At 64.4% G+C, this 15,532-nt stretch carries 16 protein-coding genes, 1 tRNA gene and 1 pseudogene; 5 read left to right on the forward strand and 13 right to left on the reverse strand.

Translation table 11 applies throughout. The features are described from left to right. Both Q0687_RS08970 and Q0687_RS08975 read left to right on the forward strand, forming a co-directional pair. Window positions 1-137: pseudogene (locus Q0687_RS08970) on the forward strand (NYN domain-containing protein); the annotation flags it as partial. After that, a complete protein-coding gene (locus tag Q0687_RS08975; RefSeq protein WP_298874750.1) occupies window positions 118-789 on the forward strand; it encodes a uracil-DNA glycosylase in 672 nt (223 codons plus the stop codon). The pseudogene Q0687_RS08970 and the gene Q0687_RS08975, both read left to right, overlap by 20 nt. On the opposite strand, the gene Q0687_RS08980 is transcribed toward Q0687_RS08975, so the two are convergent. From Q0687_RS08980 to dapA, 4 genes are read right to left on the reverse strand one after another with little or no spacing between them, the layout of a single operon-like run. Next, the gene (locus Q0687_RS08980) at window positions 786-1,379 is read right to left on the reverse strand and encodes a peroxiredoxin (protein ID WP_298874753.1); all 594 of its coding nucleotides are present in this window, start codon (window positions 1,377-1,379) and stop codon (window positions 786-788) included. The two genes, Q0687_RS08975 and Q0687_RS08980, sit on opposite strands and share 4 nt — an antisense overlap. Before the next feature lie 5 nt (window positions 1,380-1,384). Next, window positions 1,385-1,858 carry an SsrA-binding protein SmpB gene (gene smpB, locus Q0687_RS08985; RefSeq protein ID WP_035709956.1) on the reverse strand — a complete coding sequence of 158 codons (474 nt, stop codon included), beginning with the start codon at window positions 1,856-1,858 and terminating at the stop codon, window positions 1,385-1,387. A gap of 59 nt (window positions 1,859-1,917) precedes the next feature. Further along, window positions 1,918-2,358 carry a large conductance mechanosensitive channel protein MscL gene (gene mscL, locus Q0687_RS08990; RefSeq protein WP_298874759.1) on the reverse strand — a complete coding sequence of 147 codons (441 nt, stop codon included), beginning with the start codon at window positions 2,356-2,358 and terminating at the stop codon, window positions 1,918-1,920. Window positions 2,359-2,384: 26 nt separating this feature from the next. Further along, complete coding sequence (gene dapA / locus Q0687_RS08995; protein ID WP_298874762.1) at window positions 2,385-3,275, reverse strand: 4-hydroxy-tetrahydrodipicolinate synthase; 891 nt, start codon at window positions 3,273-3,275, stop codon at window positions 2,385-2,387. Between the two features lie 296 nt (window positions 3,276-3,571). Between dapA and Q0687_RS09000 the strand changes: the two genes are divergently transcribed. After that, the gene (locus tag Q0687_RS09000; protein WP_298874979.1) at window positions 3,572-6,016 is read left to right on the forward strand and encodes a transglycosylase SLT domain-containing protein; all 2,445 of its coding nucleotides are present in this window, start codon (window positions 3,572-3,574) and stop codon (window positions 6,014-6,016) included. 292 nt (window positions 6,017-6,308) lie between these two features. Continuing rightward, window positions 6,309-6,401 (forward strand) — tRNA-Ser (locus Q0687_RS09005). A gap of 171 nt (window positions 6,402-6,572) precedes the next feature. Here the strand turns inward: Q0687_RS09005 and Q0687_RS09010 are convergent. From Q0687_RS09010 to Q0687_RS09045, 8 genes are all read right to left on the reverse strand, one after another. Further along, window positions 6,573-6,839: a hypothetical protein gene (locus Q0687_RS09010; protein ID WP_298874763.1), complete on the reverse strand. Its 267-nt coding sequence runs from the start codon at window positions 6,837-6,839 to the stop codon at window positions 6,573-6,575. A gap of 1,445 nt (window positions 6,840-8,284) precedes the next feature. Next, window positions 8,285-9,763, reverse strand: coding sequence for an Asp-tRNA(Asn)/Glu-tRNA(Gln) amidotransferase subunit GatB (gene gatB / locus Q0687_RS09015; RefSeq protein WP_298874766.1), 1,479 nt, complete (start codon window positions 9,761-9,763; stop codon window positions 8,285-8,287). Next, window positions 9,760-10,062 carry a hypothetical protein gene (locus tag Q0687_RS09020; RefSeq protein ID WP_298874769.1) on the reverse strand — a complete coding sequence of 101 codons (303 nt, stop codon included), beginning with the start codon at window positions 10,060-10,062 and terminating at the stop codon, window positions 9,760-9,762. Before Q0687_RS09020 ends, gatB begins: the two co-directional genes overlap by 4 nt. Beyond that, the gene (gene gatA, locus Q0687_RS09025; protein ID WP_298874772.1) at window positions 10,053-11,528 is read right to left on the reverse strand and encodes an Asp-tRNA(Asn)/Glu-tRNA(Gln) amidotransferase subunit GatA; all 1,476 of its coding nucleotides are present in this window, start codon (window positions 11,526-11,528) and stop codon (window positions 10,053-10,055) included. The genes Q0687_RS09020 and gatA overlap by 10 nt, the downstream gene beginning before the upstream one ends. Next, a complete protein-coding gene (locus Q0687_RS09030) occupies window positions 11,525-11,737 on the reverse strand; it encodes a hypothetical protein (protein ID WP_298874775.1) in 213 nt (70 codons plus the stop codon). Before Q0687_RS09030 ends, gatA begins: the two co-directional genes overlap by 4 nt. Before the next feature lie 18 nt (window positions 11,738-11,755). After that, complete coding sequence (gatC, locus tag Q0687_RS09035; protein WP_008548395.1) at window positions 11,756-12,043, reverse strand: Asp-tRNA(Asn)/Glu-tRNA(Gln) amidotransferase subunit GatC; 288 nt, start codon at window positions 12,041-12,043, stop codon at window positions 11,756-11,758. A 92-nt stretch (window positions 12,044-12,135) separates the two neighbouring features. Continuing rightward, a complete protein-coding gene (locus tag Q0687_RS09040; RefSeq protein WP_298874788.1) occupies window positions 12,136-13,212 on the reverse strand; it encodes a nitronate monooxygenase family protein in 1,077 nt (358 codons plus the stop codon). Between the two features lie 107 nt (window positions 13,213-13,319). Further along, window positions 13,320-14,342 carry a nitronate monooxygenase gene (locus Q0687_RS09045; protein WP_298874790.1) on the reverse strand — a complete coding sequence of 341 codons (1,023 nt, stop codon included), beginning with the start codon at window positions 14,340-14,342 and terminating at the stop codon, window positions 13,320-13,322. Window positions 14,343-14,438: 96 nt separating this feature from the next. Between Q0687_RS09045 and Q0687_RS09050 the strand changes: the two genes are divergently transcribed. Then, the gene (locus Q0687_RS09050; RefSeq protein WP_298874793.1) at window positions 14,439-15,329 is read left to right on the forward strand and encodes a LysR family transcriptional regulator; all 891 of its coding nucleotides are present in this window, start codon (window positions 14,439-14,441) and stop codon (window positions 15,327-15,329) included. On the opposite strand, the gene Q0687_RS09055 is transcribed toward Q0687_RS09050, so the two are convergent. Beyond that, complete coding sequence (locus Q0687_RS09055; RefSeq protein ID WP_298874795.1) at window positions 15,316-15,531, reverse strand: hypothetical protein; 216 nt, start codon at window positions 15,529-15,531, stop codon at window positions 15,316-15,318. The genes Q0687_RS09050 and Q0687_RS09055 overlap by 14 nt on opposite strands. Between the last annotated feature and the right edge of the window lies 1 nt (window position 15,532).

Here is a 15,532-nt window from a genome sequence, read left to right on the forward strand (position 1 = left end):
CCAAGCTCGGCCGCGATCCGTCCGAACGCCCCGCCCCGCGTGAACGCGGCGAACGTGGCGAACGCCACCACGCCCCGCAATTCCTCCAGCGCGCAACCACGATGGCGCCGAGGGGCGATGACGACTTCGAGGAGTGAGGCCGCCCGGTCAAGCCAGGCCCCGACCCTCGTCCCCGACCGTGACTGTCCGCTCTGTCCGCGCCTGGTCGCCTTTCGCGAGGCGAACCGCGCGCGCGAGCCGCTTTGGCACAACGCGCCGGTCCCGCCTTTCGGCGACATTACGGCCCGTCTCCTGATCGTCGGCCTCGCGCCGGGGATGCAGGGCGCCAACCGGACCGGCCGGCCCTTCACCGGCGACTATGCCGGTGATCTGCTCTACGCGACGCTGCTGGAATACGGCTTCGCCAGGGGTCGTTACCAGGCGCGTCCGGATGACGGCCTGAAGCTGGTCGACTGCCGGATCGCCAATGCGGTGCATTGCGTTCCGCCGCAGAACAAGCCGCTGCCGGCCGAGATCAACACCTGCCGCCAGTTCCTCATCGCGAATCTCGAAACGATGCCGAAGCTGCGCGCGATCGTTGCCCTCGGGCGGATTGCGCACGACAGCGTGCTCAAGCCCCTGAAGCTGAAGGCGTCCCAAGCCCCCTTCGGTCACGGCGCCGTGCACCAGGCGGGAGCGTTCAAGCTCTACGACAGCTATCACTGCTCCCGCTACAACACGAACACCGGCGTGCTGACGGCTGACATGTTCCGCAGCGTGTTCGCGAAGGTGAAGGCCGATCTCGACTAGGCCTTGGCCGAATCCTTGACGGGGTTCGCCTTCAGCCAGTCCAGTACATCGCCGGCGTTCCGGTCCGGCGGGAACACCGGGTAGAACACATGCGTGATCGTGGCGTCGTCGATCACAAGCGCCAGGCGCTTGATCAGCGTCAGGCCGGCAACCTCCATGGTTGGCAGATTGAGCGCGCGCGTGAACGCCAGCTTCTCGTCCGAGAGCACCGGAAAGGGCAGATGCAGTCGCGAGGCCATCTCCGTCTGGTATTCGTTGCTCTGGGTCGAGAGGCCGAACACGTGCGAAGCACCGGCCGCCTTCAGCTCGGCGAACAGATCGCGGAAGGCACAGGTCTGCGGCGTGCAGCCCCGCGCGCCCGGGATCATGTCCCAATCGTCGACCAGGGCGATCTTGCCGGGCTCGCCGGTCCGCGGATAGGCAAACACCACGGTGCGGCCTGAAAGCGCCGAGAGATTGACCGAAGTATCGTCGGTCGCGAGCAGGCTGATCGCAGGCACCCTCAAGCCTTGCAGATGCGCAGCGCCGCCATCGTCAGTGGGCGCCGGAATCTGGCTCCAATCGACCTCGAGCAGGTTCTTCTGAGACATCCGCCCTATCCCCTCGCCCGCATCAGCCGGCCCTTCTCGCGGCTCCAGTCGCGCTTCTTCTCGCTCTCGCGCTTGTCGTGCAGCTTCTTGCCCTTTGCAACCGCGAGCTGCAGCTTGGCCCGGCCGCGCTCGTTGAAATAGAGCTTGAGCGGGATCAGCGTCATGCCCTCGCGGTCGACCGCGCCCATCAGCTTGTTGATCTGCCGGCGATGCAGCAGCAGTTTTCGCGGCCGCTTGGGCTCGTGGTTGAAGCGGTTGCCCTGGAGGTATTCCGGAATGGTGGCATTGATCAGCCAGATCTCGCCGTCCTTGGAATCGGCGTAGGACTCCGCGATCGTGCTCTTGCCGTTGCGGATCGACTTCACCTCGGTTCCGGTCAGCGCAATGCCGGCCTCGATCGTATCCTCGATGGCATAGTTGAAGCGGGCCTTGCGATTTTCCGCCATGACCTTGATCGGACGTTCGTTCTTATCGGCCATGGACTCAAAACCTGATCGAGATACGCGACGACGCTAACAGACTGGATGAAGCGCGCGCGTCACTTCTTGAGGAGATCACGGATCTCGGTCAGCAGCGCGACCTCCGCCGACGGCTTCGGCGGCTCCGCCGCCTTTGTCTCTTCCTTGCGCTTCAGCGTGTTCATGGCACGGATCACCAGGAACAGCACGAAGGCGACGATGATGAAGTTGATCGTCAGAGTCAGGAAGCTACCGTAAGCGAGCACCGCACCTTGCTTTTTCGCATCCGCTAAGTTGGTGGCGGTCACTGCCTTCGACAAGGGGACGTAATAGTTCGAGAAGTCGAGACCACCAGTCGCAGCGCCGATGATCGGCATGATGATGTCACCGACCAGCGACGTGACGATGGCGCCGAAGGCCGCACCTATGATGACGCCGACGGCGAGGTCGACGACGTTGCCCTTCATGGCAAACTCGCGGAACTCCGTGAGCATCCGCCTGCCCTTTTCATCAACGCTCATGAACAGCTCCCCGGTTGGCTAGCGCATCAATTGATCAGGCCGGCATGCACCATGGCGCTACGCACGGCCACGCGGGTCGGCTCGGAGACAGGAACCATCGGCAGCCGCAGCGTCTCATCGAACTTGCCGAGCAGCGACATCGCATACTTGACGGGCGCCGGATTGCTCTCGATGAACAGGTTGTTGTGCAGCGGCATCAGCTTGTCGTGGATCGCGAGCGCAGCCTTGCTGTCGCCCTTCGCCCAGGCCGCGTGGAACTCGGCGCACAGGCGCGGCGCGACGTTCGAGGTCACCGAAATGCAGCCATGGCCGCCATGGGCCATGTAGCCGATGATGGTGGCGTCCTCGCCGGAGAGCTGGTTGAAGTCCTCACCCATCGCGGCGCGCTGCTGCGACACGCGCACCATGCTGGCAGTGGCGTCCTTGACGCCGGCGATGTTCTTCAGCTCCCAGAGCCGCTTCATGGTGTCGACCGACATGTCGATCACCGAGCGCGGCGGAATGTTGTAGATGATGATCGGAATGCCGATCGCATCGTTGATCGCCTTGAAGTGCTGGTACATGCCTTCCTGGGTCGGCTTGTTGTAGTAAGGCGTCACGACCAGCACGGCGTTGGCGCCCGCCTTCTCGGCGTGCTGGGCCAGTTCCACCGCTTCCTTGGTCGAATTGGAGCCGGCGCCGGCGATCACGGGCACGCGGCCCTTGGCTTCCTCGATGCACCATTCGACGACCTTCTTGTGCTCGTCATGGCTGAGCGTCGGGCTCTCGCCGGTGGTGCCGACCGGAACCAGGCCGTTGGTGCCTTCCGAAATCTGCCAATTGACCAGGGAGCGGAACGCCGCCTCGTCCAGCGAGCCGTTTTTGAACGGCGTGACCAAGGCGGTGAACGACCCCCGGAATTTCGTCTTGGCTGCCATGGACTTCCTCCGTACGCGGCGAGTTTTTAGAGCAAGCCCCTTTCATATCGGGTCTCACCCGCCCGTAAAAGGCCTGCATCCGCGTGACGCACCGTTTAAGCCGCGATTTTGCCGCGGTGGTGGTGCAAACCGGGCGGCGGTAAGCGGCTGTTGGTATTTTGTCCGCATATTCAATCAAATACAGCCAGATCTTGTACAGATAGGTCTTGAGCCAATTGACTGATTCGGGGCGACGAACCGCCGTGACCTCTTTATCCCGTACCGCATGGCGATCTGCCGGTCTGGCGCTGTGCCTGATGGCTGGCCTGTCGATCGGCTGCGTCGCTCTGGCAAAGTCCAGCGAGACCACCGAGGACGGCAACAAGGAGCCGGCCAAGCCGACGGCAAAGGGAACCACAAAGCCAGCCGCCAAGCAGCCCCCGAAGAGCGAGGCGAAGGGGTCCGCCAAGGAGACGTCCAAGGGCGCAGGCAAGGACACCGCCAAGAACAGCGCCAAGAACGCTGCCAAGAACGCTGCCAAGGAAACCGCCAAGGGCGCTAGCAAGGGAACAACTCCCGCGACGGCCAAGGACGCAGCGAAGAAGCCTGCCGGCAAGAACGCCGCGAAGGACAAGCCGAAGCCCGCAGCGGCAGCGGCAGCGGCGGCGCCAAAATCACGACCAGCCGCGAGCACGTCGGCGCCTCAGGCCGCGCCCGCGGTGACGGCCACTGTGAGACCCAGCGCCGCTGCTCCAGCCTCCACCAGACCTGTCGCAACGCCCGTGCTCGCACCAGCGACCCGCCAGCACGCCGCGCCGCGCAAGCCGGTCACGCCGGCCGCCGTCGCCGCGACCTCGTCGACGTCGCAAGCCGACAAGGACACGCTGGAGAACGTCATCGAGCTCGTGCGCAAGCGCAAGGCGGGCGATGCCACCAGTTACGCGGATTCGATTTCCGATCCGGTTGCGCGAAAACTCGCGGAATGGATCATCCTGCGCAGCGAAGACAATGGCGCGAGCGTCGAGCGCTACCGCGCCTTCCTCTCCGCAAATCCGAGCTGGCCGTCGCAGACCTTCCTGCGCCGTCGCCTTGAAGCTGCGATGTGGGACGACCGGCGCGACGATTCCGTTGCGTGGTCGTGGTTCGAGAATGAATCCCCTGTTTCGGCCAAGGGCCGCTTCACGCTCGCCAAGGCGATGCTGGCACGCGGCTACCGCGCCAATGCCGAGCGGCTGGTGCGCGAGGCCTGGCGTAGTGACCCGATGTCGGAGGAGACCGAGAACAACGCGCTCGATCAATTCGGCGCGCTGCTGACGCCCGGCGACCAGAAGGCGCGGATGGACACGCTGCTCTATGGCAGCGAGCACGAGGCGGCGCTGCGCGCTGCAAAGCGGCTCGGCGCCGGCTATGTCGCGCTCGCCAAGGCGCGCATCGCCTCCTTCAAGAAGGCGCCGAACACGCGCGCGCTGCTCGAAGAGGTGCCGCGCGAGCTGCACAACGACCCCGGCTTCATCTTCAGCAAGATCCAGCTCCTGCGCCGCGAAGAGAAGTTTCCCGAAGCAGCCCAGTTGATGCTGTCGGCCCCGAAGGATCCGAACCGGCTCTACAATCTCGATGAATGGTGGATCGAGCGGCGCCTCCTGGCCCGCAAGATGATCGATACCGAGGACTTCCGCAGCGCCTATCTGATCGCGCGCGATGCGGCCCTGCCCTCGCGCGACATCTACAAGACCGAGCAGGAGTTCACCGCCGGCTGGATCGCGCTTCGCTTTCTCAACGATCCAGCGGCCGCCGCCCAGCATTTTGCTCGCATCGGCGTCGGCAGCGTCAATCCGACCACTCTGGCGCGTGCCGGCTATTGGCAAGGTCGCGCCGCCGAGGCCGCCGGCCGCCAGCAGGAAGCGCGCAATGCCTATGCCCGCGCCGCCGAGCAGTCGACCAGCTATTACGGCCAGCTCGCGCGCGCCAAGCTCGGCCTGCCGCAGATCGACCTGAACAGCCAGCCGCGCGGCCGCGGCGCCGAGCGGCTCGAGATCGTGCGCGCCGCGCAATTGCTCTACGAGCTCGACGAGCGCGAGCTGGCGGTGCCGATGCTTGCCGACATGGGCGAGAACGGCGATCCCGAGGCACTGACCGGCCTCGGCGAGCTGACCCAGCGCTACAGCGACGCGCGCGGCATGCTGCTGGTCGGCAAGGCCGCGCTCAACCGCGGCCTGCCTTTCGACTTCTACGCCTACCCCGTCAACGGCATTCCGCAATTCAGTCAGATCGGCCCCGAGGTCGAGCGCAGCATCGTCTACGCGATCGCCCGGCAGGAAAGCGCGTTCAATCCGGCGGTGGTCTCGCCGGCCCAGGCCTATGGCCTGATGCAGGTGACACCGGATGCCGCGCGCTATGTCTGCAAGCGGCATGGCGCAACTTACGACCTGTCGCGGCTGAAGAATGATTCGTCCTACAACGCCACGCTCGGTGCTGCCGAGCTTGGCGGCCTGCTCGAGGATTACCGCGGCTCCTACATCATGACCTTCGCGGCCTACAATGCCGGCCGCGGCAGCGTGAAGAAGTGGATCGACCGCTATGGCGACCCGCGCGACCCCAAGGTCGACGCCGTCGACTGGGTCGAGCTGATCCCGTTCTCCGAGACGCGCAATTACGTGCAGCGGATCATGGAGAATCTTCAGGTCTACCGTGCCCGCTTCGGCGGCGGCACGCGCTTGCAGATCGAGGCCGATTTGCGCCGCGGCGCCGGCAGCGTGGAGTAGCGACCTCTTCCGGGCCGTCTCGGAAGATATCGGTAGATATCGGTGCTGTCGGGAAACCGATTTTGGCCAGTGTTGCACAAACAGCACAAGCGCCACCGAGGCGCGGCTATTGCATTGTTTTAGTTTAGTTTTCTGGACTGGCGCCGGCTCGCTCCCGAGCTCTTCCTGGAGGCGGAACGGGTATGGCTTCGCTCCAGATGCGCCGCCTGCAAAAATCGCTGGGAAAATTCGGGCACAAACACGCGCTTCGAAATTGACCAGCCCAAGCAAATAGATGCATAAGGCTCGCACCGGAGAGGTGGCCGAGTGGCTGAAGGCAACGCTTTGCTAAAGCGTCATACGGTCTCAAGCTGTATCGAGGGTTCGAATCCCTCTCTCTCCGCCACCCAATTCAAATGAGCCGCGACGCCAATGGACTGCCGAAAGCCGTCGGCTGGTTGCTCGCGCGTCTCAGGCGTGCACTCCACTGATGGAGCGCGAATGGGCGGTCTCGTTGCGGCTCGCCGTCAGTAACAAGGTCCAGGGCGCCGTCCCCGTTCTCCAGGACGGAGATGGATCAATGCGCGGACACCCAGGCCCTTGCGTCGCGCTGCGCGGCCGAGATCTCGGCCTCCGACATCTGGCCGGCCACTTCCTGGCGCAGCGCCACGGCGTCCTTGCGGCCCTTCAGGGCGGCGAGGTTGAACCATTTGTGCGCGGCGACGAGGTCGACCAGGCCCGAGCGGCCGCTCGCCCAGTAGATCCCGCGCTCGAACAGAACGTCCGACAGCGCGGTTGCATCGATCGGCGTCGCCGTATCGAGATCGAAAGTACCCTGAAACATAACGCATCCCCTTTTTTCTTATGCCGCCTCGTCCCCCGAGCGCGGCTCCCGTCCAACTCTGATGCGCGTGATCCTTCTGGACCGCGCGCTGTTCAACTCATCCCCGAGTCTTCTTGCCTTGGGCGTCTTGCCCATTGCCGTTTGCCGGCTTGTTGGAGGCGATGATGGCGGGCAAATTTGAATGGCAGTTTAAGTATCGCGATGAAGTAGACGTAAACGGAAGGCCGCGCCAACAGCGCGGGAACTTCGAGAAGTCCCTGATTTGCAGGTACTTCTGCGATTCGTCAGATTTGGTTTACCCTGCGATTTCAGGACATCGATAACCATCGCGCACGGTGACATCAGTGCTGTGGTTACATCCTGTGGGAGATGACGCCGCGGGAAACGCCGAAAGGCCCGCCTCGCGCTGCGGCCGGCGCGCGCACGGGCCATCATGCCCGCGGGCCAAGCCTCGACGAGCCGCGCAAGGCGACGGCGCCGCGGTCAGATCAACAATGTGGGGAAAGGGATTGCCGGCAATACCCCGGCCTCAGGGAACGAGGGCGTCGGCGAACACGTCAGGACCAGATTCCAAATGAGCCCGAAGGCGCTTGTGGAATTGCGGAGCCCTTTTGAAGGAGACCCGCACCGAACGAAGAAAACTCTGTTTCTTCTGCCGGACCGTAAAGTCGAACGATCCGACCGTTGACCTGATGTCTCGCCGACACCCTCTATCGTCGACCAGAACCTCTAGGAGGCGCTGATGACGTGCCGGCTCTCAAGAGCCGGCAACTTCAGAAGCGAAGTTACTTCTTCTTCTTCGCGACCTTGCGGGTCTTCTTCGCAGTCTTCTTCACTGCGCTCTTCGCCTTCTTCGCCTTCTTCGCTTTCTTGGCCATGTTGCCCTCCGATGTGTGAGATGGCTTTAATCGCTGCATGCATTCGGGGATCGAGTGCACACTCATTCCGAATACACCAACACGACGAAAAAAACATCTTCTCACTTAAGGAAGTGTTGACGACGCAGCGCGCGTGCGCCAGCCGCGCTTGATTTGCCTATCGGCAGAGACACGCGCTTGCGATCGCAAATGCACGGCGCAACAACGACGCCTGCAAGCGCAGCGATTGCACGAAAACACTATGCAGCAAGTACGATTCTGCGCGCGCACATCACACGCGATCAATGCGATGAAGCGCGCGACGATGGGCGCGATCGGCTCGCGAGGCCTAGTCGCGGACTCTGAGTCGCGATTTTTGGCAACGAAATTATTTTCATGCTTAACGGCGGAAGCGCTCGTTCGAGCGCGTGCAAGTCGCCGTTTTGAGCGAATCGCGCGGACTGCGATTCGGTCGCAGCATCGCACTCGGACGGGATGAAGTTCGCTGTCGACGACGCTCGCATGCGTCGCATCGCGAGATGATGCGAGGTGACGACGCGTGTCGTCACCTCGTTCGAACGCGCGAGGTTAGATGCCGAGCTTGGACTTGAGCAGCTCGTTGACCGCCTGCGGGTTGGCCTTGCCGCCCGACGACTTCATCACCTGGCCGACGAACCAGCCGAGCGACTGCGGCTTGTCCTTCACCTGCGCGGCCTTGTCGGGGTTGGCCGCGATGATGTCGTCGACAACCTTTTCGATCGCCGAAAGATCCGTCACCTGCTTCATGCCGCGGCTTTCGACCAGCGCGCGCGGATCGCCGCCCTCCTGCCAGACGATCTCGAACAGATCCTTTGCGATCTTTCCGGAGATCGTGCCCTCACCGATCAGGTCGATGATCGCCGCGAGCTGCTCGGAAGACACCGGAGAGCCCGTAATATCACGGCCTTCCTTGTTGAGACGGCCGAACAGCTCGTTGATCACCCAGTTCGCCGCCATCTTGCCGTCGCGGGCGCGGTTGGCGAGCTTGTCGAGCACGGTCTCGTAGAACACCGCGCTCTCGCGCTCGGCCACCAGCACGCTCGCATCGTAGGCGGACAGGCCGAAGTCTGCGACAAAGCGCGCCTTCTTCTGGTCCGGAAGCTCCGGCAGCTCAGCCTTCAGCTCGTCGACGAAGCTCTGGCTGAACTCCAGCGGCAGCAGATCCGGATCGGGGAAGTAGCGATAGTCGTGCGCCTCTTCCTTTGATCGCATCGAGCGCGTCTCGCCCTTGTTGGGGTCGTAGAGCCGCGTCTCCTGGTCGATCACCCCGCCATCCTCGAGGATTTCGATCTGGCGGCGCGCCTCGAACTCGATCGCCTGGCCGATGAAGTTGATCGAGTTCATGTTCTTGATCTCGCAGCGGGTGCCGAGCGGCGCGCCGGGCTTGCGCACGGAGACGTTGACGTCGGCGCGCAAGGATCCCTTCTCCATGTCGCCGTCGCAGGTGCCGAGATAGCGCAGGATCGAGCGCAGCTTGGTGACGTAAGCCTTGGCTTGCTCCGCATCGCGAATGTCAGGCTTGGAGACGATCTCCATCAGCGCCACGCCGGAGCGGTTGAGATCGACATTGGTCATCGTCGGCGACCGGTCGTGCAGCAACTTGCCGGCATCCTGCTCCAGATGCAGCCGCTCGATGCCGACGGAGACGCTGCGGCCGCCGTCGAGCTCGACCAGCACCTCGCCCTCGCCCACCACGGGCGATTTGTACTGGCTGATCTGGTAGCCCTGCGGCAGGTCAGGATAGAAATAGTTCTTCCGGTCGAACACGGAACGCAGGTTGATCCTTGCGTTGAGCCCGAGGCCGGTCCGGACAGCCTGCCTGACGCACTCCTCGTTGATCACGGGCAGCATGCCCGGCATTGCCGCGTCGACCAGCGACACGTGGCTGTTCGGCTCACCGCCGAACGCGGTCGATGCGCCCGAGAACAGCTTTGAGTTCGAGGTCACCTGGGCATGGATCTCCATGCCGATGACCATCTCCCACTCACCGGTGGCGCCTTTGAGAAGCTTGTGCGTGGCCGTGCTCATGTCGTGCTCCCAAGCAGCGTGGCAGCGATCCGCTGCCACTCCGCTTCCAATGAATCCTTTGCCGCGCCCTTTCCGGCCTGGCGGTACCAGTAGCCGGCGTTGCCGAGGTCGCCTTCGACACGATGCAGATAGGCGTGTACCCAGGCGGCGTCGCGGCCGTTATCGTCCTGAACGATCCTGTGCGCCTCGTCCCAGTCGCCCTTCGCAGCCCACCAGAGGCCGGCGAGCGGCGCGGTCAGACCAGGCGCCGGCGCCGCGCCGTCGAGGCTTGCGATGAAATCGGCGACATTCACCACCACCTCGCGGGCGTGAAGCGGCCGGCCGCCTGCTCGATCACCTCGCCGAGCGAGAACAGCGTCTCCTCCTCGAACGGACGGCCGATCAATTGCAGGCCGAGCGGCAAACCTTGCGCGTCCTTGCCTGATGGCACGGCGATACCGGGCAGGCCCGCCATGTTCACCGTCACCGTGAAGATGTCGTTGAGATACATCTCGACGGGATCGGCACCGCCCTTCTCGCCGATGCCGAAGGCTGCCGAGGGCGTTGCCGGGGTGAGGATCGCGTTGACGCCCTTGGCGAAGCAATCCTCGAAGTCCTTCTTGATCAGCGTGCGCACCTTCTGCGCGCGCAGGTAATAGGCGTCGTAATAGCCGGCCGAGAGCACATAGGTGCCGATCATGACGCGGCGCCGCACCTCCGCACCGAAGCCTCTAGCGCGGGTGTTTTCATACTGCTCGATGATGGTCTTGCCCTGCTCGCGCAGGCCGTAGCGAACGCCGTCGTAGCGCGCGAGGTTCGACGAGGCTTCCGCCGGCGCCACGATGTAATAGGCCGGCAGTGCATACTTCGTGTGGGGCAGCGACACCTCGACGAGCTCGGCGCCCGCCGCCTTCAACCACGCTGCCCCTTCGCTCCAGAGCTTCTCGATCTCGGCCGGCATGCCGTCGAGACGGTATTCCTTGGGAATGCCGATCTTCATGCCCTTCACGGACTTGCCGATCGAAGCCTCGTAGTCAGGCACGGCAATGTCGACCGAGGTGGTGTCCTTTGGGTCATGGCCGGCCATCGAACGCAGCAGCATTGCGCTGTCGCGCACGCTGCGCGCGATCGGACCGGCCTGATCGAGCGAGGACGCAAAGGCGACGATGCCCCAGCGCGAGCAGCGGCCGTAGGTCGGCTTGATGCCCACGGTGGCGGTGAACGCTGCCGGCTGACGGATCGAGCCGCCGGTGTCGGTCGCGGTCGCGCCCATGCAGAGCAGCGCCGCCACCGCCGAGGCCGAGCCGCCGGACGAGCCGCCCGGCACCAGCGTGGTGTTGCTTCCCTCGCGACGCCAGGGATTGCCGACGGGACCGAAGCACGAGGTCTCGTTGGCCGAGCCCATCGCGAACTCGTCATTGTTGAGCTTGCCGAGCATCACGGCGCCGTCGCGCCAGAGCTGCGAGGTGATGGTCGACTCGTAGGTCGGCACGAAATTGCCGAGGATCTTTGAGCACGCCGTGGTGCGCACGCCCTTGGTCGCGAAGAGGTCCTTGATGCCGAGCGGGATGCCGGCGAGCGGGCCTGCATCACCCTTGGCGATCTTAGCATCTGCCTCGCGGGCCATGCTGCGCGCCTGGTCGGGCGTCTCCATCACAAAGGCATTGAGCACGCGCGCTTTCTCGATCGCACTCAGATGCGCGTCGGTCAGCTCGAGCGACGTGAAAGTCTTGTCGGCGAGACCCTTGCGGGCCTCGGCGAGCGTCAGCGATGTCAAATCGGTCATTTATTGATCGGGCTGCAGAAGAACGGAGACAGGGTCTTGTCGTTGGCCGGGTCGTCTTTCTTGTCGGCCGCATTCGCGGCGGCCTGGAGCTCGTCGAGCACGGCATTGACGGCGACATTGGGATCGGCAGCCTTGCCCTGCCGTTCCATCTTGTCGAGGTAGTTCATGTAGGCCTGATAGGCCTTCTCGTCGTCGCAAAGCATGCACATCGGACCAGGTCCCAAAAATTACTCGACGACCTTCGGCACCAGGAAGAAGTGCCCTTCGGTCGCAGGCGCGTTGGCAACGATATCGTCGGCGATCTCGCCGTCATTGACCACGTCCTGCCGCTTCTTCATCTGCATCGGGGTCACCGAGGTCATCGGTTCCACGCCCTCGACATTGACCTCCGAGAGCTGCTCGACAAAGGCGAGCATGGCGTTGAGCTCGCCCTGAAGGTGCGGAACTTCGTCCTCGGAAACCGCAATGCGCGCCAGATGCGCGATGCGGCGGACGGTAGCAGCGTCGACGGACATTATATAAGGCCTCTCACGGCAAAACCCAGCACGGTAAAACCTAGGTGCCGTATAGCAGAGGCCGGTTTTGCGCCGCAACCGGCGCGGCCGGCTTAGCCGGCCAGCGCTTTCAGGCGGGCCAGCGCCGATTTGGCAAAATCCCGGGTCAATTCGGCGGCCGGAAGCTCCCGGCCCATGCCGATCGCCTGCCCGGCCCAGAGATTGGTGAAGTCCACCCTGCCCTGCTTTTCGGCAGCCGCCTTGAGCGGCCCCAGTGCGGTCGCCGCATGGGGAAACGGCGGCGCATCCGGCGAGATCGGACCGGCCTCGCGCATCAGGCGGTTCTGCACGCCACGCGCCGGACGGCCGGTCATGACATTGGTGATGACGGTGGAATCGTCCCGCGCCTCGGCAAGCGCCTTGCGGCCGCCCGCACTGACCTTGGACTCCGGACAGCGCAGATAGGCGCTGCCGATCTGCACGCCGGAAGCACCGAGCGCAAAGGCCGCGGCGATGCCGCGCCCGTCAGCGATACCGCCCGCCGCGATGACAGGCACGTTCACGGCATCCGCAACCTGCGGCACCAGGGCAAAGGTGCCGGGCTGCTCCGCGATCTTGTCGGTCAGGAACATGCCGCGATGGCCGCCGGCTTCGGCGCCCTGTGCGATGACGGCGTCGGCACCACGCTGTTCGAGCCAGACCGCTTCCTTCACCGTCGTCGCCGACGAGATGACGAGACAGCCCGCCGCCTTGACGCGCTTGAGCAATGCCGGCTCCGGCAGGCCGAAATGGAAGCTGACGATCTCCGGCTTCAGCTCCTCGACCACCTCGCAGAAGGCCGCATCGAACGGCGCGCGGTTCGCCGCACTGATCGGTGCTGCCGGATCGAGGCCATGCTCGGTGTAGTAGCCCGCGAGACGCTGCTTCCAGCGCGCCTCGGCCTCGGCCGTGAGCTCAATCGGCGTGTGGCAGAAGAAGTTCATGTTGACAGGCGCTTTCACACGCTGGCGAATGATGTTGACCTGCTCGCGCGCCTTCTCCGGCGACAGCATCGCGCTCGGCAACGAGCCAAGTCCGCCGCCTTCCGCGACGGCGATCACCAGTTCGGCATCCATCACGCCGGCCATCGGCGCCAGCACGATCGGGAATTCGGTCTTGAACAGATCGATCAGTCGACGGTCAGGCCACATGGTTCTTGCCTCGTATTCGCTCTTCCCCTCTCCCCTTGTGGGAGAGGGTGGATTGCCGCGATAGCGGCGAGACTGGTGAGGGGTTTGCGTCCGCGGAGACAGACCCCTCATCGGGCGCGGATTGCATCCGCGCCACCTTCTCCCACAAGGGGAGAAGGAAAAGAAGAAATCGAGTTCCGCCGGCCAGCAAGAAGCTGCTCGGCTTCGGACGCAATTCGTTCGACGATTTCGGCCGCCGGTGGAATATCATGGATCAGGCCGACCGCTTCTCCTGCAAACACGGCCGCGATTTCAAAATCGCCCGCCAGTTTTGCCGCGGCATAGTCCTTCGCAATCTCGTCCGCGCGCTGCAGCAGCTCGATCTCGCGGCCGGTCCAGGTCTTGATAAGGGTGTTGACCAGCGTGCGTGCGGTGAACGGCGCCGGCCAGAACAGCTTTCGCGACCAGTCGGGAACGACGCCGCGCACGGTGTCGTTGGCATCGGCGTTGCGAATGCGCTGCTTGGCCTCCTCCGCACCATTGGCCTCGACGCTCGCATAGAAGCGCGTGCCGACCAGCACGCCGGATGCGCCCAGCATCATCATCGCCGCGAGACCGCGCCCGTCGGCGATGCCACCGGCCGCGACGACGGGCACACGCCCGGCCGCGAGATCGACGATCGCGGGCACGATGTCGACCGTGGTGCGCGAAGCACCATGGCCGCCCGCCTCCGTCCCCTGCGCGATCAATATCTCCGCGCCGGCATCGAGTGCTTGCTTGGCCATGTCCTCGCTCTGCACCTGACAGATCAAGCGCGCGCCGCTCGCTTTGATCCGCGGCGCGAACGGCGCGGGATCGCCGAACGACAGCATCACCGCCTGCGGGCGCGCTTCGAGCGCGATGTCGAGAAGCTCGGGCTGCTTTGCGAGGCTCCAGGTGATGAAGCCGATGCCGAACGGTGCAAAACCCTTCAGCTCCGCGGCCTCGACCTGAAGTCGGGCGCGGTCACCATAGCCGCCACCCAGAATGCCAAAACCGCCGGCCTCGCTGACGGCGCGCGTCAGCCTGATACCCGCGATCGTGTCCATCGGCGCCGACAGGATCGGATGCCTGATTCCGAGAAGCTCCGTCAGCGGCGTGGTGATCGACATGGGGACTCCCGCTCTGGACAGGAACATTAGGCGCGAATAGCATTCTCGAAAAATGAATTGTAGCGAACGTAGCCATCACAAAAGCGAAACGACGCCATGGAACTGAGCGATATCCAGACCTTCGCCGCGGTCGCCCGCACCGGCGGCATCACCCGCGCCGCCGAAGAGCTCAACACGGTGCAGTCCAATGTCACCCAGCGCATCAAGGCCCTGGAAGCCGAGATCGGCACGCCGCTGTTCGAGCGCCACAGCCGCGGCATGGCGCTGACCGGCGCCGGCAAGCGCCTCTTGCCCTACGCCCAGCGGATGGCTGCGCTATCGCGCGAGGCTGTGCTGGCGGCACGTGACGATGGCGAGCCGAAGGGGCCGCTGTCGATCGGTTCGATGGAGACGACGGCCGCGGTACGGCTGCCGCCGCTGCTCGCCGATTTCCACCGCCGCTTCCCGGCCGTGCGGTTGAGCCTGCGCACGTCACCGACCGCCGATCTCGTAGCCGGCGTGCTCGACGGCGCGCTCGATGGCGCCTTCGTCGCCGGGACCATCACGCACGATGACCTTGCCGCGACCAGCGCATTCCGCGAAGAGCTGGTGCTGGTCAGCGCGCGGCGCTGGGGCTCGCTCGCCGAGCTGCGCGCCGGCACGCCCGAGTCAGGCCCGACCGCGTTAGTGTTCCGGACCGGCTGCACCTACCGCCAGCGCCTCGAACAGATCTTCGTCGAGTTCGGCTGGCCCTCGGCCGCGCGCTTCGAGCTCGGTACGCTCGACGGGATGATCGGCTGCGTCGCCGCCGACATGGGCGTCACGCTCTTGCCTCGCGCGGTGGTCGAGCGCAGCGCGATGAACGGCAGTGTGACGATGCACGGGCTGAGCCCGTCGCATGGGCGCGTCGAGACGCTCTTCATCCAGCGCCGAGCCGGACATCAAACCAGCGCGCTTCAAGGCTTCCTGTCCTGCCTGTCTGGAGACGACGAGATCATCGCGGCCTGATCCACCATCGCCGCAGCGCAACGAAGGCCCAGATCGCCTCGACAAGGCCAAACGGCCAGGCGCCTTGCATGAAGCCGTAGGCCGAGCCGAGCCCGCAGGATGCAGCGAACAGCAGCACGAACCAGTGGCTGCGATCCTCCATCGCATAGCAGACCAGCATCGCGGTGACGGCAAACAGGCCGAATAGGGTCAGTGGATCCATC

Source organism: uncultured Bradyrhizobium sp. (genome assembly GCF_936928535.1).
Classification (GTDB): domain Bacteria; phylum Pseudomonadota; class Alphaproteobacteria; order Rhizobiales; family Xanthobacteraceae; genus Bradyrhizobium.

Coding starts and splice junctions, on each gene's coding strand:
- Q0687_RS09050 (WP_298874793.1), top strand. CDS start 14,439: ATGGAACTGAGCGATATCCAGACCTTCGCCGCGGTCGCCCGCACCGGC.
- mscL (WP_298874759.1), bottom strand. CDS start 2,358: ATGAGCGTTGATGAAAAGGGCAGGCGGATGCTCACGGAGTTCCGCGAG.
- Q0687_RS09010 (WP_298874763.1), bottom strand. CDS start 6,839: ATGTTTCAGGGTACTTTCGATCTCGATACGGCGACGCCGATCGATGCA.
- Q0687_RS09040 (WP_298874788.1), bottom strand. CDS start 13,212: ATGTGGCCTGACCGTCGACTGATCGATCTGTTCAAGACCGAATTCCCG.
- Q0687_RS09045 (WP_298874790.1), bottom strand. CDS start 14,342: ATGTCGATCACCACGCCGCTGACGGAGCTTCTCGGAATCAGGCATCCG.
- Q0687_RS09030 (WP_298874775.1), bottom strand. CDS start 11,737: ATGTGCATGCTTTGCGACGACGAGAAGGCCTATCAGGCCTACATGAAC.
- smpB (WP_035709956.1), bottom strand. CDS start 1,858: ATGGCCGATAAGAACGAACGTCCGATCAAGGTCATGGCGGAAAATCGC.
- Q0687_RS09055 (WP_298874795.1), bottom strand. CDS start 15,531: ATGGATCCACTGACCCTATTCGGCCTGTTTGCCGTCACCGCGATGCTG.
- gatA (WP_298874772.1), bottom strand. CDS start 11,528: ATGACCGATTTGACATCGCTGACGCTCGCCGAGGCCCGCAAGGGTCTC.
- Q0687_RS08980 (WP_298874753.1), bottom strand. CDS start 1,379: ATGTCTCAGAAGAACCTGCTCGAGGTCGATTGGAGCCAGATTCCGGCG.
- Q0687_RS09000 (WP_298874979.1), top strand. CDS start 3,572: ATGGCTGGCCTGTCGATCGGCTGCGTCGCTCTGGCAAAGTCCAGCGAG.
- gatC (WP_008548395.1), bottom strand. CDS start 12,043: ATGTCCGTCGACGCTGCTACCGTCCGCCGCATCGCGCATCTGGCGCGC.
- dapA (WP_298874762.1), bottom strand. CDS start 3,275: ATGGCAGCCAAGACGAAATTCCGGGGGTCGTTCACCGCCTTGGTCACG.
- gatB (WP_298874766.1), bottom strand. CDS start 9,763: ATGAGCACGGCCACGCACAAGCTTCTCAAAGGCGCCACCGGTGAGTGG.
- Q0687_RS08975 (WP_298874750.1), top strand. CDS start 118: ATGACGACTTCGAGGAGTGAGGCCGCCCGGTCAAGCCAGGCCCCGACC.